The 22,599-nt window shown below is 69.3% G+C and carries 21 protein-coding genes and 4 pseudogenes; 15 read left to right on the top strand and 10 right to left on the bottom strand.

All coding sequences use genetic code 11. From position 1 onward, the window contains the following. Nucleotides 1-33 precede the first annotated feature (33 nt). A pseudogene (locus tag QT196_RS34700) lies at nucleotides 34-1,550 on the bottom strand (APC family permease); the annotation flags it as partial. 626 nt (nucleotides 1,551-2,176) lie between these two features. On the opposite strand from QT196_RS34700, the gene QT196_RS34695 reads away from it, so the two are divergent. Next, nucleotides 2,177-2,701: a hypothetical protein gene (locus QT196_RS34695; protein WP_266732659.1), complete on the top strand. Its 525-nt coding sequence runs from the start codon at nucleotides 2,177-2,179 to the stop codon at nucleotides 2,699-2,701. 464 nt (nucleotides 2,702-3,165) lie between these two features. Here the strand turns inward: QT196_RS34695 and QT196_RS34690 are convergent, their stop codons facing one another. Further along, a complete protein-coding gene (locus tag QT196_RS34690) occupies nucleotides 3,166-3,981 on the bottom strand; it encodes an alpha/beta hydrolase (protein WP_290356347.1) in 816 nt (271 codons plus the stop codon). A gap of 155 nt (nucleotides 3,982-4,136) precedes the next feature. Beyond that, nucleotides 4,137-4,802, bottom strand: a complete 666-nt coding sequence (locus QT196_RS34685; protein WP_168484194.1) for a DUF4097 family beta strand repeat-containing protein — start codon at nucleotides 4,800-4,802, stop codon at nucleotides 4,137-4,139. A gap of 238 nt (nucleotides 4,803-5,040) precedes the next feature. Between QT196_RS34685 and QT196_RS34680 the strand changes: the two are divergent. The 8 genes and pseudogenes from QT196_RS34680 to QT196_RS34645 form a co-directional block, all read left to right on the top strand. Further along, nucleotides 5,041-5,247, top strand: a pseudogene (locus QT196_RS34680) (helix-turn-helix domain-containing protein); the annotation flags it as partial. 114 nt (nucleotides 5,248-5,361) lie between these two features. Then, the gene (locus QT196_RS34675) at nucleotides 5,362-5,796 is read left to right on the top strand and encodes a MarR family transcriptional regulator (RefSeq protein ID WP_266733024.1); all 435 of its coding nucleotides are present in this window, start codon (nucleotides 5,362-5,364) and stop codon (nucleotides 5,794-5,796) included. 354 nt (nucleotides 5,797-6,150) lie between these two features. After that, nucleotides 6,151-6,835: pseudogene (locus tag QT196_RS34670) on the top strand (histidine kinase); the annotation flags it as partial. A 378-nt stretch (nucleotides 6,836-7,213) separates the two neighbouring features. Further along, complete coding sequence (locus QT196_RS34665) at nucleotides 7,214-7,402, top strand: hypothetical protein (RefSeq protein ID WP_266733058.1); 189 nt, start codon at nucleotides 7,214-7,216, stop codon at nucleotides 7,400-7,402. Nucleotides 7,403-7,689: 287 nt separating this feature from the next. Continuing rightward, nucleotides 7,690-8,031 (top strand): HD domain-containing protein, encoded by a 342-nt coding sequence (locus tag QT196_RS34660; protein ID WP_266733022.1) that lies wholly within the window; start codon nucleotides 7,690-7,692, stop codon nucleotides 8,029-8,031. A 167-nt stretch (nucleotides 8,032-8,198) separates the two neighbouring features. Continuing rightward, entirely contained in the window at nucleotides 8,199-8,507 is a 309-nt protein-coding gene (locus QT196_RS34655) for a transposase (protein ID WP_168477819.1), read from the top strand. After that, complete coding sequence (locus QT196_RS34650) at nucleotides 8,504-9,376, top strand: IS3 family transposase (protein WP_168478147.1); 873 nt, start codon at nucleotides 8,504-8,506, stop codon at nucleotides 9,374-9,376. The genes QT196_RS34655 and QT196_RS34650 overlap by 4 nt, the downstream gene beginning before the upstream one ends. Before the next feature lie 232 nt (nucleotides 9,377-9,608). Beyond that, a complete protein-coding gene (locus QT196_RS34645; RefSeq protein ID WP_168482610.1) occupies nucleotides 9,609-10,142 on the top strand; it encodes a DUF1648 domain-containing protein in 534 nt (177 codons plus the stop codon). Between the two features lie 225 nt (nucleotides 10,143-10,367). Here the strand turns inward: QT196_RS34645 and QT196_RS34640 are convergent. Both QT196_RS34640 and QT196_RS34635 read right to left on the bottom strand, forming a co-directional pair. Then, a pseudogene (locus QT196_RS34640) lies at nucleotides 10,368-10,655 on the bottom strand (serine hydrolase); the annotation flags it as partial. Between the two features lie 239 nt (nucleotides 10,656-10,894). Then, a complete protein-coding gene (locus QT196_RS34635) occupies nucleotides 10,895-11,317 on the bottom strand; it encodes a YjbQ family protein (RefSeq protein WP_168482609.1) in 423 nt (140 codons plus the stop codon). A 145-nt stretch (nucleotides 11,318-11,462) separates the two neighbouring features. Between QT196_RS34635 and QT196_RS39460 the strand changes: the two genes are divergently transcribed. From QT196_RS39460 to QT196_RS34610, 6 genes are all read left to right on the top strand, one after another. Continuing rightward, nucleotides 11,463-11,561, top strand: a complete 99-nt coding sequence (locus QT196_RS39460; RefSeq protein WP_353962382.1) for a putative leader peptide — start codon at nucleotides 11,463-11,465, stop codon at nucleotides 11,559-11,561. 310 nt (nucleotides 11,562-11,871) lie between these two features. Further along, the gene (locus QT196_RS34630; protein ID WP_290356346.1) at nucleotides 11,872-12,804 is read left to right on the top strand and encodes an ABC transporter permease; all 933 of its coding nucleotides are present in this window, start codon (nucleotides 11,872-11,874) and stop codon (nucleotides 12,802-12,804) included. Continuing rightward, entirely contained in the window at nucleotides 12,777-13,625 is an 849-nt protein-coding gene (locus QT196_RS34625; RefSeq protein ID WP_290356345.1) for an ABC transporter ATP-binding protein, read from the top strand. The genes QT196_RS34630 and QT196_RS34625 overlap by 28 nt, the downstream gene beginning before the upstream one ends. A gap of 153 nt (nucleotides 13,626-13,778) precedes the next feature. Next, nucleotides 13,779-14,822 carry an ABC transporter substrate-binding protein gene (locus QT196_RS34620; protein ID WP_290356344.1) on the top strand — a complete coding sequence of 348 codons (1,044 nt, stop codon included), beginning with the start codon at nucleotides 13,779-13,781 and terminating at the stop codon, nucleotides 14,820-14,822. Between the two features lies 1 nt (nucleotide 14,823). Beyond that, nucleotides 14,824-16,029 (top strand): LLM class flavin-dependent oxidoreductase, encoded by a 1,206-nt coding sequence (locus QT196_RS34615; protein WP_168482607.1) that lies wholly within the window; start codon nucleotides 14,824-14,826, stop codon nucleotides 16,027-16,029. A 226-nt stretch (nucleotides 16,030-16,255) separates the two neighbouring features. Further along, nucleotides 16,256-17,458, top strand: coding sequence for an NAD(P)-binding domain-containing protein (locus QT196_RS34610; RefSeq protein WP_290356343.1), 1,203 nt, complete (start codon nucleotides 16,256-16,258; stop codon nucleotides 17,456-17,458). On the opposite strand, the gene QT196_RS34605 is transcribed toward QT196_RS34610, so the two are convergent. The 5 genes from QT196_RS34605 to QT196_RS34585 are packed head-to-tail and all read right to left on the bottom strand — an operon-like array spanning nucleotide 17,410 to nucleotide 22,126. Further along, the gene (locus tag QT196_RS34605; protein WP_168482605.1) at nucleotides 17,410-18,012 is read right to left on the bottom strand and encodes an ATP/GTP-binding protein; all 603 of its coding nucleotides are present in this window, start codon (nucleotides 18,010-18,012) and stop codon (nucleotides 17,410-17,412) included. The genes QT196_RS34610 and QT196_RS34605 overlap by 49 nt on opposite strands. After that, on the bottom strand, nucleotides 17,993-18,367 hold the full coding sequence (locus QT196_RS34600) for a DUF742 domain-containing protein (protein WP_168482604.1): 375 nt from the start codon (nucleotides 18,365-18,367) through the stop codon (nucleotides 17,993-17,995). Before QT196_RS34600 ends, QT196_RS34605 begins: the two co-directional genes overlap by 20 nt. A 10-nt stretch (nucleotides 18,368-18,377) precedes the next feature. Then, entirely contained in the window at nucleotides 18,378-18,785 is a 408-nt protein-coding gene (locus QT196_RS34595) for a roadblock/LC7 domain-containing protein (protein WP_168484190.1), read from the bottom strand. Next, a complete protein-coding gene (locus QT196_RS34590) occupies nucleotides 18,782-21,328 on the bottom strand; it encodes a nitrate- and nitrite sensing domain-containing protein (protein WP_290356342.1) in 2,547 nt (848 codons plus the stop codon). The genes QT196_RS34595 and QT196_RS34590 overlap by 4 nt, the downstream gene beginning before the upstream one ends. A gap of 33 nt (nucleotides 21,329-21,361) precedes the next feature. After that, nucleotides 21,362-22,126: an MHYT domain-containing protein gene (locus QT196_RS34585; RefSeq protein ID WP_168482603.1), complete on the bottom strand. Its 765-nt coding sequence runs from the start codon at nucleotides 22,124-22,126 to the stop codon at nucleotides 21,362-21,364. Between the last annotated feature and the right edge of the window lie 473 nt (nucleotides 22,127-22,599).

The following is a 22,599-nucleotide window of genomic DNA, read 5'->3' as shown; positions in this document are numbered from 1 at the left end:
TCCAGCAGGCGGTGGCGAACTACGCCGTGATCAGTCGCGGCGCAGTGCCTCCGCGGCCCGGCGGTCCTCGGGTCGGTGTGGACCACGGTGACGGCGTGGACTTCGTCGCCGAGGGACGCGGCCGCGCCCAGGGCCTCGCGGGTGAGCCGGGACAGGCCGGAGACGGGGACGATGACGAGTGAGTGGTCCTGGTGCGGCGCGTCGGGGATACGGCCGAGTTCCAGGGACCGGCCGATCTGGTCGTAGGCGCGGTGGACGCGCTCGAAGGCGAGGACGAGCAGCGGCAGGGCGATGACGATGAGCCATGCGCCGTCGCTGAACTTGGTGGCGGTGACCACGAGGGCGGCCACGCCGGTGAGCAGGGCGCCGAAGCCGTTGAGTGCGGCCTTGCCTCGCCAGCCGGGGATGCGTTGGGTGCGCCAGTGGCGGACCATGCCGGTCTGGCAGAGGGTGAAGCCGACGAAGACGCCGATGGCGAAGAGCGGTACGAGGGTGTTGGTGTCGCCGCCGGAGACGACCAGCAGGAGGGCGGACGCGCCGGCGAGGGCGAGCACACCATGGCGGTGGACCTGGCGGTCGGCTTTCAGGGCGAAGAGGTGCGGCAGGTTGTTGTCCCGGGCGAGCAGGCCCATGAGGACGGGCAGCCCTCCGAAGGACGTGTTGGCGGCCAGGGCGAGCAGCGCCATCGTGGCGAACTGGACCACGTAGAAAGCCCAGTTGTGGCCGAGGGAGGCGTCCGCGAGCTGAGCGAGGACCGTCACGCCCTCGACCGGCTGGAGGTGAAAGCGGCCGATCAGTACCGACAGGCCGATCAGCATGACGCCCAGCAGCGCGCCGAGTACCACCTCGGTGCGCTGGGCGCGGCGGGCTGCCGGGGCGCGGAAGGACGGTACGGCGTTGGCCACCGCCTCGACACCGGTCAGCGCCAAGCAGCCGGAGGCGAAGGCCTTCAGCAGGAGCAGCGCGCCGACCGTTGTCGCGCCGTGGCCGAGCGTGGAGGCGTGTCCCTCGGCTGTGGCGGTGCTGACCGGTGCGGAGCGGAACAGGCCGACGGCGATGATCGCGAGGATGCTGCCCACGAAGACGACCGTCGGCACGATGAAGGCGCGCGCCGACTCCACGATGCCGCGCAGGTTGACCGCGGTGACCAGTGCGAGCACGGCCAGGCAGATCCACACCCGGTCTCCGTAGAGCGCCGGGAAGGCCGAGGTCAGCGCGGCGACCCCGGCGGTCACGGAGACGGCCACGTTGAGGACGTAGTCGAGGATCAGGGAGGCCGCGGCCACCAGGGCGGGGCGCCGGCCCAGATGTGCCTTTGCCACCGCGTACGCCCCGCCTCCGTTCGGGAAGGCGGCGATGACCTGCCGGTACGAGGCGACCAGTACCGCCAGCAGCCCGGCGATGGCGAGCGTGACCGGCAGTGTGAATCCGAGCCCGTGTGCGCCCGCTGCGGCCAGCACCAGGACGATGGCCTCCGGGCCGTATGCCACGGACGCCATCGCGTCCAGCGACAGGGCTGCCAGGCCCTGGACGGCGGTGAGCTTGTGGCGTCCGCCTGCCTCGGCGCCCCCGGAACGTACGCCGGTATCAGGCGGCTCCTCGTCGGCTGTGGCTGCCGCCCTGGCTTCGTCCTCACCACGGGAAAGCGTCGACTTGGCGCTGGTGCCTCCGGGAATCAGGATGCGGTCGGAATGCTCAGCTTCAGGCGGCAAACCGGACCGGCCGAGCCCCCTTATCGCATCCCTGTCACCGAATACCGGGCTCTTGACGATCTCCTGACGGCAATACCGGCCGACCCGAAAAGAACGCGCCACCGAACGCGACCGAAGCGCGATCAAGACGTCGTAGTCGGGGCATCGCTGAACGTCCAGCATGAGCCCCCGGGTTGCGCGAGCACGGACGGCCACCGGCCCGCCGTACGGCCCGGCCGGCTCTGGCTGAAATCCATGTGCGTCGCCCCCTTGTGCGGCTGCCTTCAGGACCCTTTACTTCTCCGCCCACCCGCGGCCGGAATGCCCGGTATGCGGACTTACGAGAAATTCATTCGATTCCACTGGACCGACCCCGTCAAGGAACCGCTCGGGGCAAAGTTTTTCATTGCGTACACATATCCTTGCTGGTAGCGTCCCTCCCGTAATGATCAAGATGTATTAGCGTTTATTGGGGGACTGGCTTCATGAGCATGCGAAGCAAGGGAATATCGACCGCGATCGCCTTAGCCATGACCGGCGCAATGTGCGGCCTCAGCACACAAACGGCAATTGCATCTTCAGCAGAAGACCACGGGGATACGACGGTCGCGGCGGCCGCAGCGACCGCGACAGAAATGCAGATGCACGCGGCCGGAGCCGACGAGATCTGCGCAGTTCTGGGGATTGGCAGCGGCGCCGCAGGCCTTTCCAAGGCTCTGGCCAAGGGGGCGTCCTGGGTAGGCATTGGCGCCAGCGTCGGGTGCTACGCGTACACGAAGGCGAAGAACGCCACGCCCGCGCAAAAGCGAGCAACCATGATGAAGTCGTACCGGAATTACCAAGCGAAGAGCGATCTCGGCAAGCTTGACGCGCTCGGCTATTACTGCCGGAAGAAGGGGGGCGGCGGTGGCGGCGGCGGTACCGATTTCGCCTCCCCTGACATGATGATCGGGTACCGGGACATCAAAATGAAGGGCGTAACGTACTCGTGCACCAACATCCGCGACTGACCGGTCGCCGCGGCCTGGGCCATGGAGAGCGAGCCTTGCTCTCCATAGCGCTGGTCGTAGTGAGCTTGCTGTGGATCACACAAGACATGGCCCTATGGGCCACGGTAATGTGCGGGGCCGGTGCAATCGGGGGAGCACTGGGGGCGCTCTACTTTGGATGGCGCTACCTTCGCTCACGCAGGGAATCGCAATAGGGTTTTCTCAGCGCAGCGTTCTTCGCGAAGTGAGGTAGAGGTCGTGTACTGGCCGGGGCCGGACGACGCGTGCCCCGGCTGATCTCGCACGAGCGAACCAAGGACCAGGTCGGCGTGCTCGGCTTGGTCCTCAACGCCGTCGTGCTCCGGGCGACGCGCTGCATCGACGCCGCCTCGACCAGTTCCGCGCCGAGGACCACGAGATCCGCCATGAGGACATCGCCCGGCTCTCCCCACTGAGCACCGCAACTCAGTCCGGTGGGCGCGTCTTCAGCGCTTCCCGTGGTCGAGGGCGGCAACCTCATGTACGGCCTCGGCGATGGCCCGGAAGTCCTTTTTGAGGATCGCACCGTGGTTGCTGGCGACCTTCGCGCCGACCCGAATGTTCGGGTTGCGGGCGGTCACCGCATCGAGGCTGGTGCGTATCCGTTCCTGCTCATCGCCGCGACTGCCGAAGGACACCCCCGAGGCGACCACATACCGCACCGGGACGGTGATGTTGTCCAGCACGGGGCCCAGCTCGCGCTCACGGGACAGCCTGCCGAGCTCGATGTTGCTGTCGGCCTGTTGCCCGGCGGTCATCCGCGGGGCCAGTCCCGTCGGGCGCACCAGCGGCAGGAACCAACTCATCCGCCGGAACAGCTTCCGGATCCGCTGCTCCATGTCCTCGTCGAGCCAGTCGTACGGGAACGCGCCGTCGACCAGGACCGCGCCCACGGCACGCTCCGGATTCCGGTCGGCCCAGTGCGCCCCGACGACCGCCCCGTAGGACCAGCCCACCAGCAACGCCCGGTCCACACCCCTGGCCGCAAGAACGGCATCGACATCCCGGACGGCTGCCTCGAAGGAGTAGTCCGCGGAACGGTTCGATTTGCCACGCGCCCGCTCGTCGTAGGTGATGTGCCGCCACCCCGCCCCCAGTTCGGCGATGACCCGCCGCCAGTACCCCTGAGTGGCGAACTGGCCGTTGAGGTAGACCACTGGGATACCGGGACCGCCGGTGTCGGAGACGGCCAGGGCCGTATCGTCAACCGGCACCATGCCGGTCCACGTCGAACTGGTCGAGGAAGTGCTGTTCTTCGTCATGTGTTCCCCCTGATCGCGTGAGAGCTTCTTGCGCAAATCTCCAGGCACCGCATGTGGATCGCAGGACCTCAGGACGGACCGGCCGCGCCCTCGGCAACGACCGACGGAATCTCGATCGCGGTGGGCCCCGGCCGGACGGTCCTGGTTCTGCTCCTTCAGAGGCTGCGGGCGGTGATGTCGCCGTGCGACGTGGTGGCGCGGATGTCGAGTTCGGCGGTGCCGTCGTTCTTGAGGGCGTTGCTGACGCGGCCGTAGTCGGTGCCGGCGTCCAGGGCAGCGGAGACGCCGGCGGCCGCGGCGACCGTGATGTCGCCGGACTGGGTGCGGAGCACGACCGTGCCGCGCACGGCCTCGGTGATCGTTATGTCGCCCCTTGCGGTGCTGATCTCCGCGGGGCCGTTGAGCCGGCCGACCTCGACGTCGCCGTCGATTGCAGTGAGGCGGACGCTCGCGGCCTCATCGATCTTGATCTGGCGGTACGCGCCTTCGAAGGCGACGTCGCCAAGGCGGCCGACGCCGCGTAGCTCGCAGGCGGCGGTCTTGGCCTCGACGCGGGAGCCGGCGGGCAGTTGGACGGTGACCTCCAGGGATCCGGAGGGGCCGAAGAGCTGGTTCTTGGGCTCGGGGGTGTGGATTCGCAGGACGCCCTCGGCGTAGGCCACGGTGGTCTGTTCGGCGGTTTTGACGTCGCGGCTCTTGGCGGCGTTGGCGGGCAGTACCTCGACGGTGGTGTCCGCGCGGTCGGCGGCGATGAGCTGGATACGTCCGGCGGGGATGTCCAGGACGACGGAGATCGGGGCGGTGGTGTCGAACTTCTGCATCATGCTCTCCCGTGTTCGTTCGTTGTTTCTGATGCCGGAAACGCTACGTTGCTTTCCATGAGTCGACAACACACTCGTTGCATAGAAATGCCATTTAGGCAGGTGGAAGCAATAGAACTGTTGCAATGGTCTCGTCGATAACGCAACGATGACCTGCCCGATCATTGCAATGAGCGAAAAGTGAACGCTATGGTGAGGGGGTCAGGGAACACCACGAAGGATCACCAAGGAGACCGCGATGCCGGGAGGCAGGCTCACCCAGCAGGAACGCCGGCAGATCGCGCTGGGGCTGGCCGACAGCCTCCCCTACGCCGAGATCGCCCGACGCCTCGACCGTCCCACCTCGACGATCACGCGTGAGGTGATGCGCAACGGCGGCCCTACCGCCTACCGCGCCGACTTGGCCCACCGCGCCACCGAACGCCGCGCTCACCGGCGCAGGCCCGCCTCTTCCCGAGGACCGGAGTCAGTCCCTCAGCCCCACGGACGCGACGCCGCGGCCGTGGCCGATTACGAGGAGACGCTCACGACCGTCCTCATTGCCTCGGGCCTGACCAAGATGTCCGCCCGGGTGCTGACCTGCCTGTTCACCACCGACGCGGGCAGCCTCACCGCGTCCCAACTCGCCCAGCGCCTCCAGGTCAGCCCGGCGTCCATCTCCAAAGCGATCGCCTTCCTGGAGAGCCAGAGCCTCGTCCGCCGAGAACGCGACGAACGCCGCCGCGACCGCTACATCGTCGACGACGAACTCTTCTATCAAGCGACGATCGCCAGCGCCCGCGCCAACGACCAGCTCGTCGAAACCGCCCGCCAGGGCGTCGCCGTCCTCGGCTCCCACACCCCCGCCGCCGCCCGTCTGGAGAACATCGCCCGCTTCCTCGACTTCATCAGCGAAAGCATCACCCGCGCCGCCGAACAGGCCCGCGAAGTCCTCCACACCAAACCCGAAACAAGCCCCAACGGCACCGCCCAACCAAGTCCGGACCACGGATAGACAGCCCCGGCCCGATCGTCACGGCCCACCCGATCGGCGCGGTGGGCGTCGCCGTCACCCACAAGTGCTTGTCGCAACAGGGCGTCCTGTGTTCCCGCTCCCGGCCGTCCGGGCCGACCGGCGGCCGACAGCGCCACGGATCTCGGGCGGGCTGCTCGACCCGAACTGATCGCCGACCGGAGGCGTGTCCGGGGGTTCCTGGTCAGGAAAGCGTCAACATCGTCGAACTCAACCGCGACCTGGCCCGTCTGATGTGACGATGGTCCATCACCCATGCCGCACGGCCGCCCGCGATTCCCCTCGCGGCGGCAGGCGTCGTGGCGCTGTGCACGACCGCTCAGGGAGGGGCTTTCGGTGGCGCCCAAAGTTGTCGCAGCCGATACGCCAGGCGTACGGCCAGGAAAGCTCAAGGTGTTCCTCGGGGCGGCTCCGGGGGTCGGCAAGACCTACCGGATGCTGGACGAGGGGCGGCGCCGTGCCCGGCGCGGCACGGATGTGGTGGTGGCCTATGCCGAGTGCCACGCCCGGCCGCACACCGAGGAGAAACTCGAAGGGCTGGAGATACTGCCCCGCACCCACCGCACGTACCGAGGCGGCACGTTCAGCGAGTTGGACCTCGACGGTGTCTTCGCCCGCCACCCCGAGGTCGCACTCGTCGACGAATTGGCCCACACCAACGTTCCCGGCGGCCGCCACGCCAAGCGGTGGCAGGACATCGAAGAGCTGCTCGCCGCCGGGATCGATGTCGTCACCACCGTCAACGTCCAGCATCTGGAGTCGCTGAACGACTGCAGAAGATCACCGGTGTCCCGCAGCGGGAGACCGTGCCCGACGATATCGTCCGCCACGCCCACCAGATCGAACTCGTCGACATGCCCGCCGAGGCGCTGCGCCGGCGCATGGCACACGGCAACATCTACCAGCCGGAGAAGGTCGATGCCGCGCTCGCGCACTACTTCCGCGTCGGCAACCTGACCGCCCTGCGCGAACTCGCGCTGCTGTGGTCGCCGGGCGGGTGGACGAGACGCTTCAGAAGTACCCCCTCGCGGACTTGGTGCACACCCGCGAAACGGCGCACCTGATCAACTGGGCTCTGAACGGAACCACACCGCCGGCCCTGGCCGACCGCGCAACGAAGGCCAGGCGCGGCCCAGTCGCTCGTGCTCCTCTGTTGCCGTCATCCGAAAGGGGCCAGTTCTTCGCGACGCTCAGAGAAACCGCCGAGTCCGCCGTTCGAGTGGGCGATGAGGGAATTCTCCTACATCGGCAGGCCCTCTACCTTTGCTCCTACGACAGGAGCCCGGAGGCAACATGGTGGATGGCACACGCCTTGCACGCCCGCCGAGACCTCACTGCGTCCCGAGGCTGGACACCGCACGGGGCGGCGGCGCGCTCCACAGCAACAGCCCTCGTACGGTTGGGAGACGATCAGACCCTTCTCGACTTCATCGATCGTGCGATCGTCGATGACGACGTAGCGGAGACCGCGAACCTCAACTACGGGGCGTACTGGCTCGGCGCCATCCGGAAGCCACAGCCGAACGACGGCTTCATGCAGGGCCGCCAACGGACTGGGAACCGATTCGACTACTCCGGGGCCTCGTGAGTGGCCTCTACCAGGCGTCCGGCTACGCGGACCTCTACATCCACTCTCTGGGCTTTGCTAACGGCCCACCGATGGTTGCCGCTCGCCGCTCCTGACCAGACGAAACAGCTCAACGCACGAATTGAGGAGCTACTTGGCGACCGCCGAATTTCACCTCGATCAAGGCGGGACCTCAGCTCTGTGCATTACGTTCTGCGCGAGAACCAGACGTAGCACACCGGAGGACGCATCTCGTGGCGAACACTGCGCAGGAGCGGGCGAAGGGCACAGCGGGCTTCCTGCTGGAGATGGGGATGCTGAAGCGGGCCAAGCGGTCCGGCTGGTGGATCGCCGGTGTCAAGGACCCTGCAGACCAGGTATCAGCCGCGCACCCGGCGGTGAAGGCCGGGGCTCAGCGCATCGTCGAGGAGTACGAGAACGGTGACTCTCTCGAAGTGATCTGCGCGCACGACGCCGACAAGCTCGAATGCCTGATTCAGGCTGTCGAGTATCGCGAGCAGGGCTGTTCCAACGTGCAGCCGTGGATCGACAGCAGCCTCTCGAAGCTCAAGACAGCCTCGGCCCAGGCGCTCGCGGAGGCTGCGCTGCACATGACCTCGATCGAGTGGCAGCAGACCTACCTGCCCTGAGTCGGCACCGGATCCCCCGCCTCCACGTGGTGAGGGCGGGGCATCGGGGTGATGGAACAGCCGCTTCAAGCCATACCTCGGCATAGCCGTGTTGTCGGAGGGAGTGGGCTTGATGCGCTTTGACGGACATCTGAGATCAGGGGTTCTGCCCCGGGAGGATGTCCATCATGGAGAGCATGGGGAAGAAGAAGCCTCGGCCTCGCCGTTCGTTCACGTCGGAGTTCAAGGCCGAGATCGTCGAGCTGTGCCGGCGTGGTGACCGCTCGGTCGGTCAGGTCGCCAAGGACTTCGACCTGACCGAGACCGCGGTGCGGCTGTGGGTCAGCCAGGCCGAGGTCGACGCGGGCGAGCGCGATGGGCTGACCAGCAGCGAACGTGAGGAGTTGGCCGCGCTGCGGCGGGAGAACCGCCGGTTGCGGGAGGACGTGGAGGTCCTCAAGCGGGCGACGGCTTTCTTCGCGAAGGAGACCCGGTGACGGTGCACCCGTTCATCGAGGCGGAGAAGCGAGACGGTCACAACGTCAAGCGCGCGTGTGAACTGCTGCAGGTCTCCCGAGCCGCCTTCTACGCCCGCCGCAGTGGCAGGACCGGTCCGCGGGCGGTCCGCGATGCCGAGCTGACCGAGAAGATCGCCGAAGTTCACGAGCGGTCCCGCGGGACCTACGGAGCCCCGCGAGTCCACGCCGCCCTGCAACGACAGGGCGAGGACTGCGGCCGACGCCGCATCGCCAGACTGATGCGCAACGCCGGGCTGCAGGGCCGGCACCGCAGACGACGGCAGCTGACGACGATCCCCGACCCGCGGGCCACGTCCCGGCCCGACCTCGTCGTCCGGGACTTCGCCCCCGACCCGGACGGCGTCGACACACGCTGGTGCGGTGACATCACCTACGTTGCCACCGAGGAGGGCTGGCTCTATCTGGCCACCGTCATCGACATCGCCTCCCGCCGCGTCGTCGGCTGGTCCACCGCCGACCACCTGCGGACCGAACTGGTCGCGGACGCTCTCACATCCGCCTGCCGCCAGCGTCGTCCCACCCGGCCAGTGATCTTCCACTCGGATCGTGGATGTCAGTACACGAGTCAGCAATTCGCCACCCTGGCAACGGAGTTCGGCGTCCGCCTGTCCGTCGGCCGCACCGGGCAGTGCTGGGACAACGCGCTCGCCGAGTCGTTCTTCGCCACCATCAAGCGGGAGTTGCTCGACACGGGTTCCTGGCCCAGCCGGGCCACCGCCCGCACTGCGATCTTCGACTTCATCGAGGGCTGGTACAACTTGCACCGACTACACAGCAGCCTCGGCTACCGCAGTCCCGCCGAATACGAGACCGCACTCGCAGCCTGACCACCACACCGATGGTGTCCGTCAAAGCGGAACAAGCTCAGGAGCGGGGTGCGGGTGAGAAGAAGAGCGTGGCCTGTGGACCACCTGGGCAGGGCGCGCGATGCGGCCTTTGGTGTGGGGCCTGGTCCTGCGGCGGCCCACGCCGAAGGGGCGACCGCGGACCTACAGCGGATCCACGGCACCACCAGAAAAGCGCTACCGGTATCCACCTCTTCATCCGACAATCGGTCGCATGGTCTTCTCGGCTTCCATGCGACTGTGGTTACTCCCCAACGCCATATTGCTCGCTGCAGTGTCTCTGTGGGGCCTCGTCCGCTACCCGCACCTACCCCATCGGATACCGCAGCACATCGGCATCGGCGGGGTGGATGCGTGGACGGAACGGTCAATCGGCAGCGCGTTTGTGCTGGTGTTCGTCTTCATCGGGGTGACAGGGCTGCTGACGGCCTCCGCGGAGCTGACGCTGCGAGTGACCCCACATTCCGAGCTACCGGACGGCGCCACATCGTTCGCACCTGCACTGGTGAGGTCCTCGCTCAACCGGCCGCGCACCCGCGCCTCCGCCTTGCGGATCGCCCGGGCGTTGCTGGTGCTCAATGCTTGCATCGGCATCTCACTCATGATCAGTTGCGGAGTGCTGTGGCGTTCCGCACCGGAACCGCAAGTGTCCGGTTGGCTGTTCACCGCGATGGTGGTGCCCATCCTCGTGGGGACCGCGCTGACCATCGCCTCCGCTGCACGGGACCGGCAAGCGCCCGTCAACTGAGCAACCTCACCTGCGGCCCGTTTTTCATCGCTGCGCCCCGCACGGCTTCCTGCTTCTCCTTACAGGCCCCGGACCTGCCACACACCGCCGCAATGCCTGGAAACTCCCGCTCAGCACAAGGGAGTTGTTCGAGGCGCGCGGCGTCCCTGAGCGCCAGGCCACCTCGCAACAGTGAGGGGGGCCGGTCGAGGTCTTGTGCCGGACGACCTCGACCAGGTAGGCAGGTCAGTCGTCGATGGCCTGGTAGAGCGTGGCCCAGAAGTCGTGGATGGCCCGCGCCGAATCCGGGGTGGACATCCCGGTCTGGGTGAGCAGGATGCCGACGAGCCGGTTGGCGGGGTCGGCGTATGTCGTGGTGCCGGCTCCGCCGTCCCACCCGAACTGGCCGAGCGGCGCGAAGTCACCACGGTAGGTGCGCACCGCCATCCCGAAGCCCCAGCCGCCGTGCTGCCCCGTGCCGTGTGACAGATGGACAACGTTGCGGGCTCAGGCTTCTCGGGCGGCCAACTGCTCTCCCAGTCGTCAGCCCAGCCGATGATGTGGGCGCCGACAGATGCTGCCGCCGTCAGGACGTCCTCGCGTTGACGCTCCGGGGACGAGGTGGGCAGCTTCATACGGGACAGCCGCCGCACGCCGAGGAGGCACTTTCCGCATCCGTCATAGGGGCGTTCGATCACGTCCAGGTCCGTACGTCGCAAGGGCTCTCCGTTTCGGGCACGCACGGTACGGAGAATTCACGGCCCCCAGGATGCTCAGCCCAGGAAGCTCAGCCGCACCTGGCGGTTCGGGTTGTCGACGTTGGTGTCGACCAGGCAGACGGACTGCCAGGTGCCCAGGGCCAGGTGGCCCGCTACTACGGGGAGGGTTGCGTGGGGTGGGATGAGGGCGGGGAGGACGTGGTCGCGGCCGTGGCCGGGGGTGCCGTGGCGGTGGCGCCAGCGGTTGTCGGCGGGTAGGAGGTCGTGCAGGGCGGCCAGGAGGTCTTCGTCGCTGCCTGCGCCGGTTTCCAGGATGGCGATGCCGGCGGTGGCGTGGGGCACGAAGATGTTCAGCAGGCCGTCGCGGCCGTCGGCTGCCTCGCGGAGGAAGGCGGCGCAGTCGGCGGTGAGGTCGGCGACGGATTCCGTGGAGCCGGTGGTGACGTCAAGGGTGCGGGTGGTGAATGCGGTGCTCATGCGGTCATTTTCGTATGGATGGCCCGCCCTCGTCCGCACCCCCGCGGGTGTCGTCCGCAATGCCGTCTCCACGCTCCGGCAACAAAGGTCCATCAGCCGAGATGGTGTTTGACCCCTCTCGGAGCGCGCCGCTACGTTCAGCGGCATGTCTACATCAGCGATGCTCACCACGCGCGGTCACATTGACCTGCTGCGGGTGGCCTCGGCCGTGTGTCGCCGCGGAGGCGGCCGTTTCTGCCGCTGAGGCAGGCATCCGCTGGCAGTGATGCAGTGGTGTCGCTGAGGCATTGCTGGCGTTGAGGTTGTGGCTGTGGCCCTGGCCAGTGGGCTGATGTCGATCTCTTGAGGGTTGGCGGTTCCTTCGCGACCCCGCGGATTCGTATGTGGGGCCTGCGGCATTGCGGCAAGTCACGCTTCCTGCCGGGCCGTTGTGGGGCTTGGCGCCCTTAGGGGCGGGCCTTGCGGCATTCCACATGTGCGCCGTCTGTTGATTGTCGCCGGGCGCGCCTCTTCTCCCCTCCCTCGTTTTCCGTTCGCCTTCCCGTGGAGCATTCATGAGTGTTGATCAGGCCGTGTACGGCCATGCCCCGCCCGATTCGCCCGTTCAGTCCGTTCAGGCGCGCCGGCCGTTGCTCGCCAAGGGTTTGGAGGCGGGGGCGGAGGCCGGTTCCCGTGGCGGCGGGCCCGTGCTCGAACGGGTTGTTCCCGTTTCTGGGCGGGGGTGGTCGGGGCCGCGGTGGGTGCGGCGGGCGGTGGGGCCCGTTGTGTTGTTGGGGTTGTGGCAGGTGTTGAGTGCGAGTGGGGTGCTGGAGGGGGACGTTCTGGCGTCGCCCGGTGCCATCGCTGCGACGGCCGGGGATCTGGTCTCGGACGGGACGCTGCCGTCGGCGATGCTGGTGTCCCTTCAACGAGTCGCGTTTGGGCTGCTGTTGGGTGGTGTGATCGGTGTAGTGCCGGCGCTCGTCTCGGGGCTTTCGCGGCTCGGGGAGGATCTCGTCGATGCCACGGTGCAGATGTTGCGCTCCATCCCGTGGGTGGGTGTGATCCCGCTGTTCATCATCTGGCTGGGCATCGGTGAGGCGCCCAAGATCGCGTTGATCTCGCTGGGTGTGGCCTTCCATCTGTATCTGAATGTCTATGCCGGTATCCGTGGTGTGGACGCCCAGTTGGTGGAGGCCGGGACCGCGCTCGGGCTGGGCCGGTGGGGGCTGATCCGGCATGTGGTGCTGCCGGGTGCGCTGCCGGGCGCCATGACCGGGCTGCGCTACTCGCTGGCCACCGCCTGGCTCGCGCTGGTCTTCGGGGAACAGGTCAATGCCGATGACGGTCTCGGCTTCCTGATGAATCAGGCCAGGGAATTTTTCCGCACCGACGTGATCGTGGTGTGCCTGGTGGTCTACGCGATCCTCGGGCTCATCGCCGACTTCCTCGTCCGTACCCTCGAAAGGCTGCTGCTGCAATGGCGACCGACGTTCACGGGTCAGTGACCGACACCGCGCAGGGGGAGGGCCCGCGCGCCGGGGCTTCCGAGGCCGCCGCCGTCCAAGTGGCGGGGCTGGTGCGGGCCTTCGGTGACCGCGCTGTTGTTGATGACCTCCAACTGACCGTGCAGCAGGGTGAGTTCGTGGCGCTGCTCGGGCGTAGCGGCTGCGGTAAGTCGACCCTGCTGCGGGTGCTGGCCGGGCTCGACCGGGAGATCGAGGGTGAGGTGCTGGTGCCGCGCCGTAAGGCCGTGGCGTTCCAGGCGCCGCGGCTGATGCCCTGGAAACGGGTCTGGCGCAATGTGCTGCTGGGGCTGCCGGGTCGCCCCGAACGGGCGGCTGCGGAACGGGCGTTGGCGGAGGTCGGGCTCGGTCACCGTGCGGAGGCCTGGCCCAAGACGCTCTCCGGTGGGGAGGCGCAGCGGGCTTCGCTCGCCCGCGCTCTGGTACGGGAGCCTGATCTGCTGCTGCTCGACGAGCCGTTCGGCGCTCTCGACGCGCTGACCCGGATCAAGGCTCAGCGCCTGGTGGCCGAGCTGTGGCGGGAGCGGGGCTGCGCGGTGCTGCTGGTCACCCATGACGTGGAGGAGGCGCTGCTGCTCGCCGACCGGGCGCTGGTGATGGAGGGCGGCCGGATCGCCTACGAGACCACGGTGGATCTGCCGCGGCCGCGGGAGATCTCCGATCCGCGGTTCGGTGCGCTGCGTGCCCGTCTGCTCGACCGGCTCGGCGTGGAGGGCGGCACGGGCACGCACGCGGCGGGACCGGCGGACCCAGCGGACCACGCGGGGGTTACGGGCGATGACTCCGCCACTGCTGCTGCCTGACCGTGCCGGGACCTGCCCGCCACACACTGACCGACCCGACCGCACCCTCACGCGCCGCCCCCTCCACCCCCTGACCAGAAGCGACGCTGCACTCCCTCCCCCTGAGCCCCCGCCCCCTCACCACCCCCACCCCGAAACGGAAACGGACACCCCATGAGAGCACGCCACCTCGCCCCAGCCGCCCTGCTGCTTCCGTTCGCCCTGTTGCTGGCCGCCTGCGGTGGTGCGCCGCGGGCCGAGGGGGGCGGCGGGACCGGGAGCGGGACCGACGGCAAAGGGTCGCTGACGCTCAACGTCGGTGATCAGAAAGGTGGTTCGGAGGCGTTGTTGCGGGCCGCCGGTGAGCTGGATGACCTTCCGTACAGGATCAAGTGGTCGACGTTCACCTCGGGGCCGCCGCTGCTGGAGGCGATCAATGCCGGAGCGGTGGATGTCGGTGCGGTCGGCAACACCCCGCCGGTGTTCGCGGCCGCGGCGAAGTCGAAGATCAAGGTGATCGCCGGGTCCCACAGCAGGTCGGACGGCGAGACGATCCTGGTGAAGAAGGGCTCGCCGCTCAAGCGGCCGACGCAGCTCAAGGGCAAGTCGATCGCCGTGGCCCAGGGCAGTTCGGCGCACTACCAGCTCATCGCCTCGCTGAAGAAGGCCGGGCTGACGCCGAAGGATGTCACGCTCAACTACCTTCAGCCAGCCGACGCCCTCGCCGCGTTCACCCGGGGGAAGGTGGCTGCCTGGGCGGTGTGGGACCCGTACACCTCGCAGGCCCTGGATCAGGCGGATGCCCGGGTGCTGACCACCGGGCAGGGTGTCGTCAACGGGCTCAGCTTCCAGGTTGCCGCGCCGGCCGCGCTGGATGACAAGAAGAAGTCGGCGGCGCTCAGGGACTACACCGAGCGGCTGCGGCGGGCGCAGGACTGGGTGTTCAAGCACCCCGACGCCTGGGCCGAGGCCTGGGCGAAGGAGACCGGGCTGCCGGACAAGGTCGCGCTGGACGCCGTCAAACGCACCCGGGGGACGGCGGTCGCGGTGGCCGTGGACAAGGCGGCCGTCGCCTCCGAGCAGCGGATCGTCGACGCGTTCGCGGCGTTGAAGCTGATCCCCCGGTCCTTCGACTTCGGCGCGTTCGTCGACCCCCGTTTCAACGGCGACCTGCCGCCTTCGGGCACGGCGCCGCGTACCTATGGAAAGGACCACTGAGATGTCCGTACACCTGCACTGGTTTCTGCCGACCGGCGGCGACGGCCGGACCCTCGTCGACCGGCATGCCTATACCGACGGCGGGATCCGGCGTGACCGCATCACCCCGGTGAGCGGGGTACGGGCCCCGGATATCGAGTATCTGGCCCAAATCGCCAAGGCGGCCGAGCAGTTGGGGTTCGAGGCGGTGCTCACGCCGACCGGTACGTGGTGCGAGGACGCCTGGCTGACGACGGTGGCGCTGACCCAGGTCACCGAGCGGCTGAAGTTTCTGGTGGCGTTCCGGCCCGGGGTGATCTCGCCGGTGCTGGCGGCGCAGATGGCCGCGACCTATCAGCGGATCTCGCGTGGGCGGCTGCTGCTGAATGTGGTGACCGGCGGCGACTCGACCGAGCAGCAGCGGTTCGGTGATCATCTCGGGCATGACCGGCGGTATGCCCGTACCGATGAGTTTCTGAAGGTTGTGCGGGGTGTCTGGGGTGGGCGGCCGTTCGACTTCCACGGCGAGCACTACCAGGTGGCGGGCGGGCTGACGGCGCTGCCGCCCGACCCGTTGCCGCAGATCTTCTTCGGCGGATCGTCGGCGGCCGCGGGGCCGGTCGCCGCCCGGAATGTGGATGTGTACCTGACCTGGGGCGAGCCGCCCGAGGAGGTCAAGCAGAAGATCGACTGGATACGCGGGCTGGCGGAGAAGGAAGGGCGTACGGTCCGGTTCGGCATCCGTCTCCACAGCATCTCGCGGGACTCGTCGAAGGAGGCCTGGGCGACCGCCGATCGGCTGCTGGACGACCTCGATCCGGAGACGGTGGCGGCCGCACAGCAGGCGCTGGGCAAGAGCGAGTCGGTGGGACAGCAGCGGATGCTGGCGCTGCACGGCGGCTCACGCGACAAGCTGGAGATCGCGCCCAATCTGTGGGCGGGGGTCGGTCTGGTGCGTGGTGGAGCGGGGACCGCGCTGGTCGGCAGCCATGCGGAGGTCGCCGACCGGATCGAGGAGTACCACTCCCTGGGCATCGAGCACTTCGTACTCTCCGGCTATCCGCATCTGGAGGAGGCGTACTGGTTCGGGGAGGGCGTGCGGCCGGAGCTGGCCGCCCGGGGGCTGCTGGAGGCGGGGCCCGCTCCGCTGGCCGGTGTACCGGCGGCCAACGGCCGGCCGGCGTCGGCGCCGGGTGGAGCACCGCTGCTGATCGCCGGCGGGCGCTGACCGCTGGGCGTGGCCGCAGGGTGGCCGGGCCGCCGAGGAGCAGTGCTGCCTCAGCGGCCCGGCCGTCGTGGCGTACGGCGCTCACGACCCACTCGCGGTGCTTCCCCGGGGACGGTCCAGTGGGCACGGCCGGCCGGACAACGGGAGGGACGAGCCCGTAGGCGGGCAGGAAAGCCCCACTCACCCCGCCGGGAAGACCTGGCCCCCTCCCCCGGTTAGTAGAAGCATGAACAACACCGGGGTGCGTGCGGTCGAGGTCGTGGTGGTCGGTGCCGGGCAGGCCGGGCTGGCCGCCGCCTTTCATCTGCGGCGGATCGGGTACCGGCCCGACCGGGACTTCGTGGTGCTCGATCACTCGCCACGTCCGGGCGGTGCCTGGCAGTTCCGGTGGCCGACGCTGACGTACGACAAGGTGCACGGGATGCATGCGCTGCCGGGCATGGAGCTGACCGGCGCGGATCCGCTGCGGCCGTCGTCGGAGGTGATCGGCGGGTACTTCGACAGCTACGAGCGGGCCTTCGGGCTGCGGGTGCACCGGCCGGTGAGCGTGCTGTCGGTGCGCGAGGGCGGTGCGGGCCGTTCCTGGACGGGCTCTTCCTCGACGGGGCCTTCGTCGACGGGGCCTTCCTCGACGGAGTCCGCCGGAGCGCCGGGGCGCGGGCGGCTGCTGGTCGAGACGTCGGAGGGGAACTATGCGGCGCGGGCGCTGATCAACGCGACCGGGACCTGGGACCGGCCGTTCTGGCCGCGGTTCCCCGGGCAGGAAGTCTTCGGCGGCCGTCAGCTGCACAGTGCGCAGTACCGGGGCCCGGAGGACTTCCGTGCGGCGCACGTCGTGGTGGTCGGCGGCGGGACCTCGGCCGTGCAGCAGCTGCTGGAGATCGCGCCGGTCGCGGCCGCCACGACCTGGGTGACCCGTCGGCCGCCGGTGTTCCGCGCGGGGCCGTTCGGTGAGGAGCAGGGCCGGGCCGCGGTCGCCCTGGTGGCGGACCGGGTCCGGCAGGGGCTGCCGCCGCGGAGCGTGGTGAGCGTGACCGGACTGCCGATGACCGAGGCGACCCGGCGGGGCCGGGAGAGCGGCGTACTGGAGCGGCTGCCGCTCTTCGAGCGCCTCACGCCCACCGGTGCGGTCTGGGACGACGGGCGCACGGTCGAGGCCGACGCGATCCTCTACGCGACGGGGTTCCGCCCCGCCCTCGACCATCTCGCCCCGCTGCGGCTGCGCGAGCCGGGCGGCGGCATCCGGATGGATGGCACCCGCACGCTCCGTGACGCGCGGGTCCATCTCGTCGGTTACGGGCCGTCGGCGAGCACCATCGGCGCCAGCCGCGCGGGCCGGGCCGCGGCCGTGGGCATCGACAGACTGCTGACGGAGGAACCTCAACCAGCGGATGAGGGCGCCGAGTTGGCGGGCATCCTGGCTTCGTAGGCGGAGGCCGCGTGCTCGACCAGACCGATCAGTACCTCCTTGCAGGACGCGCGTTCCCGGGCGTCGCACAGCAGCACGGGGGTCGCCGGATCGAGGTCCAGGGCTCGTGCCACCTCCTGGGCCCGGTGGGCGCGGATGCCGTCGAAGCAGTTGACGGCGACGACGAACGGGATGCTGCGGTGCTCGAAGTAGTCGATGGCCGCGAAGCTGTCGGCCAGCCGCCGGGTGTCGGCGAGCACCACCGCGCCGAGCGCGCCCTGCGCCAGCTCGTCCCACAGGAACCAGAACCGGTTCTGCCCCGGCGTGCCGAACAGATACAGCGCCAGGTCGTCGTGGATGGTGATCCGTCCGAAGTCCATGGCCACGGTGGTCGTGGTCTTCTGCTGGACCCCGTCGAGCCGGTCGACGGGACGCCCGGCCTCGGTCAGCCGCTCCTCCGTGTTGAGCGGGCGGATCTCGCTGACGGAGCCGACGAGGGTCGTCTTGCCCACGCCGAACCCTCCGGCCACCAGGATCTTGAGGGCCATGAAGGAGTCAGAGCGCGCGGAGTCCATCGATCACTTCCCTGAGTATGTGCGCGTCGGGCAACTGGGCAGGCGGCACGGGACGGTTGACGCGGATCAGTCCCTCCGCCAGGAGGTCGCTCAGCAGCACCCGGACCACCCCCAGGGGCAGCCCGGAGTCGGAGGCGACCTCGGCGACCGGGCGGGGGCGTTCGTCGCACAGCCGGTAAATCGCGTGCTGCTCGGGCGACAGCGTGGGGTCCTCGTCCGGCCGGGGCTCGGCCTGCACGACGGCCATCAGCTCGAAGGCCGAGCTGCTCGGCCGGGCCCGCCCGGCGGTCATCGCATAGAGCCGGACCATCGGCCCCGCTTCGTCGTCGTACCAGTGCGGGGTGGAGTCGGTCATGGGCGGCCGGTCACTCCGTTCCGGCGCGCACGGGGGTACCGAGGTGGGCGCCGACCCGCTTGACGAGCCGGGCCATCTCGTAAGCGACCAGGCCGATATCGGCCTCGGCGTCGCCGAACACCGACAGGCACGAGCCGTCGCCGGCCGCCACCACGAAGAGGAAGCCGCCCTCCAGCTCGACCATGGTCTGGATGACCTGGCCGGCCGCGAAGTGCCGGCCCGCTCCCTTGGCGAGGCTGTGGAAGCCGGAGGCGATCGCCGCGAAGCGTTCGCTGTCGTCACGGGTCAGTCCGCTGGAGGTGCCGACGGCCAGTCCGTCGCCGGAGAGCACCACGGCGGAGCGGATCTCCAGCACACGGGAGACCAAGTCGTCGAGGAGCCAGTTGAGTTCGCCGGAAAGCTGCTGGTCGCCGGTCATCGGGTGTCTTCTCCTCGTGACGGATTGTCGTTCGCCCCGTTCGGTTGCCGCGGGACCTGCGGGTGCGGCTGCTCGGGTGGCTCGCGGCGCGGCGCCTGCGGCGCAGGGGTGTCGCCGCGGCCGCGTGCCCAGCCGGCGCGGAGCGACGCCATGGTGGCGCGGGCCTGTTCCGGGGATCGCCGCGGTGCGGGCATGCCCTCGGTGCGCGGCACCCACTCGGGCCGCTGGTCGGGACTCGTCCGCAGCTCCGGCGCGAGGTGGGCCTGACGCACCCGGCGCGGCAGAGCTGCCTCCGGGTCCGCCGCCGCTTCGGAGGGCTGGGCGGCGGTGGCGGGCGAGCTTTGCTCGGCCGCGGGCTGCTCGGTCGCGGTGTCGGCCGCGGCGGGCGGGAGCTCGTTGCGGCGGGGCGCCGCGGCCACCGGCGTCCGGTGTGCGGCCGACCGGCGCCGGTGGAAGAGCGAGGCACCCGCCTCGGACTGCTCGGTGCTGCGCACGTCCGCCGGCTCCTCGTCCGCTCCCGCGGCGAACAGGGCATCGGGCACCAGCACCACGGCAGTGATGCCGCCGTACACCGAGGGCTGGAGCGCCACCTTGACGTGCCGGCGGTGGGCGAGCCGGTTGACGACGAAGAGGCCGAGCTGTTCGGTGTCCAACAGGTCGATCTCTTCGGCGTCCTGGATACGGCGGTTGGCCTCGTCCAGCGCCTCCTTGCCCATCCCGAGGCCGCGGTCGTGGATCTCCACGGCGATACCGGAGCCGACCCGTTCGGCGCGTACCTGCACCTTGGTCTGCGGGGGCGAGAACATCACTGCGTTCTCGACGAGTTCGGCCAGCAGATGGGTGAGGTCGGCGACCGCGCCGCCGGCCAGCCGGGCGTCGACGACGGAGTGCACCTCGACCCGCGGGAAGTCCTCCACCTCGGCGACGGCCGCGCGCACCACGTCGAGCAGCGGTACGGGATGGCGCCAGCCCCGACCGGGTGCGGCGCCGGAGAGGATGATCAGGCTCTCGGCGTGCCGCCGCATCCGGGTGGTGAGGTGGTCGAGCCGGAAGAGGTCCTCCAGTTCCGCCGGGTCCTCGGTGCGGCGTTCCATGGTGTCCAGCAGGGCGAGCTGGCGGTGCAGCAGCAGCTGGCTGCGCCGCGCGAGGCTCACATAGACACCGGAGATCCCGCTGAGCGCCTCGGCGCGGCCGGCCGCCGCCTGGAGCGCGGCCCGGTGCACCGCCACCAGGGCCTCGCCGACCTGCCCCACCTCGTCGCGGCCGGTGCCGCGGTCGCCGAGCGGCGCGACGGCGTCGATGTCCACCTTCTTGCCCGCGTGCAGCAGCCGCATGGAGGCGGGCAGATCCCGGCGGGCGACCCGCAGCGCGGAGTTGCGCAGCTGCTCCAGCTCGACGACCAGCCGACGGCCGATCTTGACCGAGATGAGGAGCGAGAGCAGGACACCGGCCAGACCCAGGACGACGGCGATACCGGGTCCGCCGAGGGTGCCGGCGGACAGCGGGTCGGCGTCCCGGGCCGCCCCGGTGCTCGCGGCCCGCTGCGCGGTGCGCAGGTCGTGCAGAACGGTGTCGCTGACATCGGTCCAGCGCACGGCGGGGACGGCGGTGGCGGCCCGGATGCCCGAGCCGGCATCCCGTACGGCGTTCTCGGCGGCGCGCAGTTCGCGGTAGGCCGCGCCGTCCAGGATCCGGTGGTAGGCCGCGGCGTCCCGGGGCCGCAGATCGTCGATCGCGGCGGTGAACAGTGCGCGCTGGGTGTGCACCGCGCCGGTGAACGCGTCGAACTGCCCCGGTGACATCCGGCCGGAGAGCTGGGCGGCGCCGAGGAGCGCGTCCTCATGAGCGAGCGCCTCGCGGGCCCGGGAGAGTTCCAGGACGACCCGCGCCTCCGAGGAGACCGCCGTCGTCTCCAGGCCGGTCAGCGCGCCGACGGTGGCGAAACCGTCCTCGATGAGGCCGGTGTAGTCGGCGACCAGCCGGTCCCGGTCGGGCTTGTGGCCGTCGACGTGGCCGCGCAGCGCGGCCAGCCCGTCGGCGTCGTGCAGCAGCCGGTCGATACGGCCGGGCAGCTGGGCGTCGGTCGTCTCCGCGTCCGCGCTGCCGCTGTCGATGCCGTCCCGGAGGGCGACCGCGGCGGAGTCGGTGGCCCGCTGCCGTTCCCGCAGCGTCTGCTGACGTCCGGAATCGGGGGACGCGAGGGCGCGGGCCGCGGCGCTGCGCTCTTCCTGTACGGCGGAGACGAAGTCCCCGACCGGGGCGACGAGGGTGGCGTTGACGTCCTTGAGGCGCTGGAGATCGGAGACATTCCGCGCGGTGGTGACGGTGGCGAACGCCCAGAGGGCGATCAGGGACACCACAGGAACCATGAGCAGCGCGACGATCTTCGCGCGCACCGAGCGGGGCATCAGGCGAACGCGGTAATCCGTAGCGAATTTCCAGGACATGGCGACCGCGGGCAGCGCATGCCGGGGGCGGTTGTTCCCGGGCGGCTGCGCCTCCCCTGCGGGCCCGGATCCATCCGGGGTCTGTCGTATGTGCATGAATTCCTCAACAGGTCTGACGAGGTGCGGAGTTCAGTGCTCGGGCAGCGAATCGACGGAGGCGGCTGCGGCACGCTCGCGGGCGGTCGGGGACAATGCGACAAAGGCCGCTGTGAGGAAGAGAAATGAACCGAGGGCGACGGCCAGCGGAAAGACGAATTCCATTGCGGTGACACCAGTCAACGGCGCCCGGCTGGGCGTCAATTCGATGCGTACGGCAGCCATTCCGGTGTAGTGCATGCTGCTGACCGCGAGCCCCATGACGAGGGAGGCGAGGACCGCGCCCATGGTGCCCCGCACGGTGAGCGCGGCCCACAGGGCGGCGGTGGCGGCGCCGGCGGCGATGAGGACCGAGAGCGCGACCAGCCCCGGGTCGAAGGCGACGTGCCCGTGCAGCCGCATCGCCACCATGCCCAGGTAGTGCATGGCGGCCACGCCGACACCGGTGCCCAGGCCGCCGAGCAGCAGCGAGCGCAGCCCGGGGGGACCGTAGCCGACGGTGAAGACACCGGCGCCGACGACCACCATGGCGATCAGCAGGCTGAGGACGGTCAGCGGGACGTCGTAGTGGACCGGGCTGCCGGTGACCCCGAATCCGAGCATGGCGATGAAGTGCATGGTCCAGATACCGGAGCCGATGGCGACGGAGGCGGTCAGCAGCCAATTGCGGCGGGAACGGCCGTCGGCCGCCCGCGCCCTTACCGTGCAGCGCAGCCCGAGGGCGGATCCCACGCATGCCATGGCATAGGCGAGGACCGGAGAAATCCAGCCCGCGCTGAAGTGGTGCAGGTGGCCCACGGAGTTTCCTTTCGCGTATTCGGTTCGCGGCGACGGACGCTAACACGTGATCGTCTTGTGAAACTCGGACACCGGCCCCGAGAGATTCCGGCGGGATTACCGAGTTCCTGACGCACCGTTTCGCTACCGGCGAGTTCAGTGAGCCCACTTCCGGGTATATGTCCATCATTGCCCGGGCGCCCGGGACTTCTGATTGCACGTCAATTCCGGGTGAATAGCGCCCGGCTCATTTCAGCAATGAGATCGGCAATGAGAAAGGTCACGCAACGCGCGACCGCCATGCCCGCACAAGCCCCGCCATGCCCTCTTAAAGGGCGCCAGGGGCGTCATATGGGGCATCGCGAAGACTCCACACGATGCGAACAAGCGAACGTGGGAGCGAGTGTTCGCCGGTAAGCATGATCGAAGAGGGAAGGCCTTCAATTGACTCGGAGCGACGAGCCATGATGACGAGGCGCGAGCGACGTGCTGCA

This window comes from Streptomyces sp. P9-2B-2 (assembly GCF_030406865.1).
In the GTDB taxonomy this organism is placed as follows: domain Bacteria; phylum Actinomycetota; class Actinomycetes; order Streptomycetales; family Streptomycetaceae; genus Streptomyces; species Streptomyces platensis.
Note: the sequence above shows the minus strand (reverse complement) of the source record. Positions and strands in the feature narration are given on the sequence as shown.

What these genes read in the sequence shown, in the direction of transcription:
- QT196_RS34695 (WP_266732659.1), top strand. Translation starts at nt 2,177, where the DNA reads ATGAGCATGCGAAGCAAGGGAATATCGACCGCGATCGCCTTAGCCATG.
- QT196_RS34690 (WP_290356347.1), bottom strand. Translation starts at nt 3,981, where the DNA reads ATGACGAAGAACAGCACTTCCTCGACCAGTTCGACGTGGACCGGCATG.
- QT196_RS34685 (WP_168484194.1), bottom strand. Translation starts at nt 4,802, where the DNA reads ATGCAGAAGTTCGACACCACCGCCCCGATCTCCGTCGTCCTGGACATC.
- QT196_RS34675 (WP_266733024.1), top strand. Translation starts at nt 5,362, where the DNA reads ATGTCCGCCCGGGTGCTGACCTGCCTGTTCACCACCGACGCGGGCAGC.
- QT196_RS34660 (WP_266733022.1), top strand. Translation starts at nt 7,690, where the DNA reads ATGGGGATGCTGAAGCGGGCCAAGCGGTCCGGCTGGTGGATCGCCGGT.
- QT196_RS34655 (WP_168477819.1), top strand. Translation starts at nt 8,199, where the DNA reads ATGGAGAGCATGGGGAAGAAGAAGCCTCGGCCTCGCCGTTCGTTCACG.
- QT196_RS34645 (WP_168482610.1), top strand. Translation starts at nt 9,609, where the DNA reads ATGGTCTTCTCGGCTTCCATGCGACTGTGGTTACTCCCCAACGCCATA.
- QT196_RS34635 (WP_168482609.1), bottom strand. Translation starts at nt 11,317, where the DNA reads ATGAGCACCGCATTCACCACCCGCACCCTTGACGTCACCACCGGCTCC.
- QT196_RS39460 (WP_353962382.1), top strand. Translation starts at nt 11,463, where the DNA reads ATGTCTACATCAGCGATGCTCACCACGCGCGGTCACATTGACCTGCTG.
- QT196_RS34630 (WP_290356346.1), top strand. Translation starts at nt 11,872, where the DNA reads ATGAGTGTTGATCAGGCCGTGTACGGCCATGCCCCGCCCGATTCGCCC.
- QT196_RS34625 (WP_290356345.1), top strand. Translation starts at nt 12,777, where the DNA reads ATGGCGACCGACGTTCACGGGTCAGTGACCGACACCGCGCAGGGGGAG.
- QT196_RS34620 (WP_290356344.1), top strand. Translation starts at nt 13,779, where the DNA reads ATGAGAGCACGCCACCTCGCCCCAGCCGCCCTGCTGCTTCCGTTCGCC.
- QT196_RS34615 (WP_168482607.1), top strand. Translation starts at nt 14,824, where the DNA reads ATGTCCGTACACCTGCACTGGTTTCTGCCGACCGGCGGCGACGGCCGG.
- QT196_RS34610 (WP_290356343.1), top strand. Translation starts at nt 16,256, where the DNA reads ATGAACAACACCGGGGTGCGTGCGGTCGAGGTCGTGGTGGTCGGTGCC.
- QT196_RS34605 (WP_168482605.1), bottom strand. Translation starts at nt 18,012, where the DNA reads ATGGACTCCGCGCGCTCTGACTCCTTCATGGCCCTCAAGATCCTGGTG.
- QT196_RS34600 (WP_168482604.1), bottom strand. Translation starts at nt 18,367, where the DNA reads ATGACCGACTCCACCCCGCACTGGTACGACGACGAAGCGGGGCCGATG.
- QT196_RS34595 (WP_168484190.1), bottom strand. Translation starts at nt 18,785, where the DNA reads ATGACCGGCGACCAGCAGCTTTCCGGCGAACTCAACTGGCTCCTCGAC.
- QT196_RS34590 (WP_290356342.1), bottom strand. Translation starts at nt 21,328, where the DNA reads ATGCACATACGACAGACCCCGGATGGATCCGGGCCCGCAGGGGAGGCG.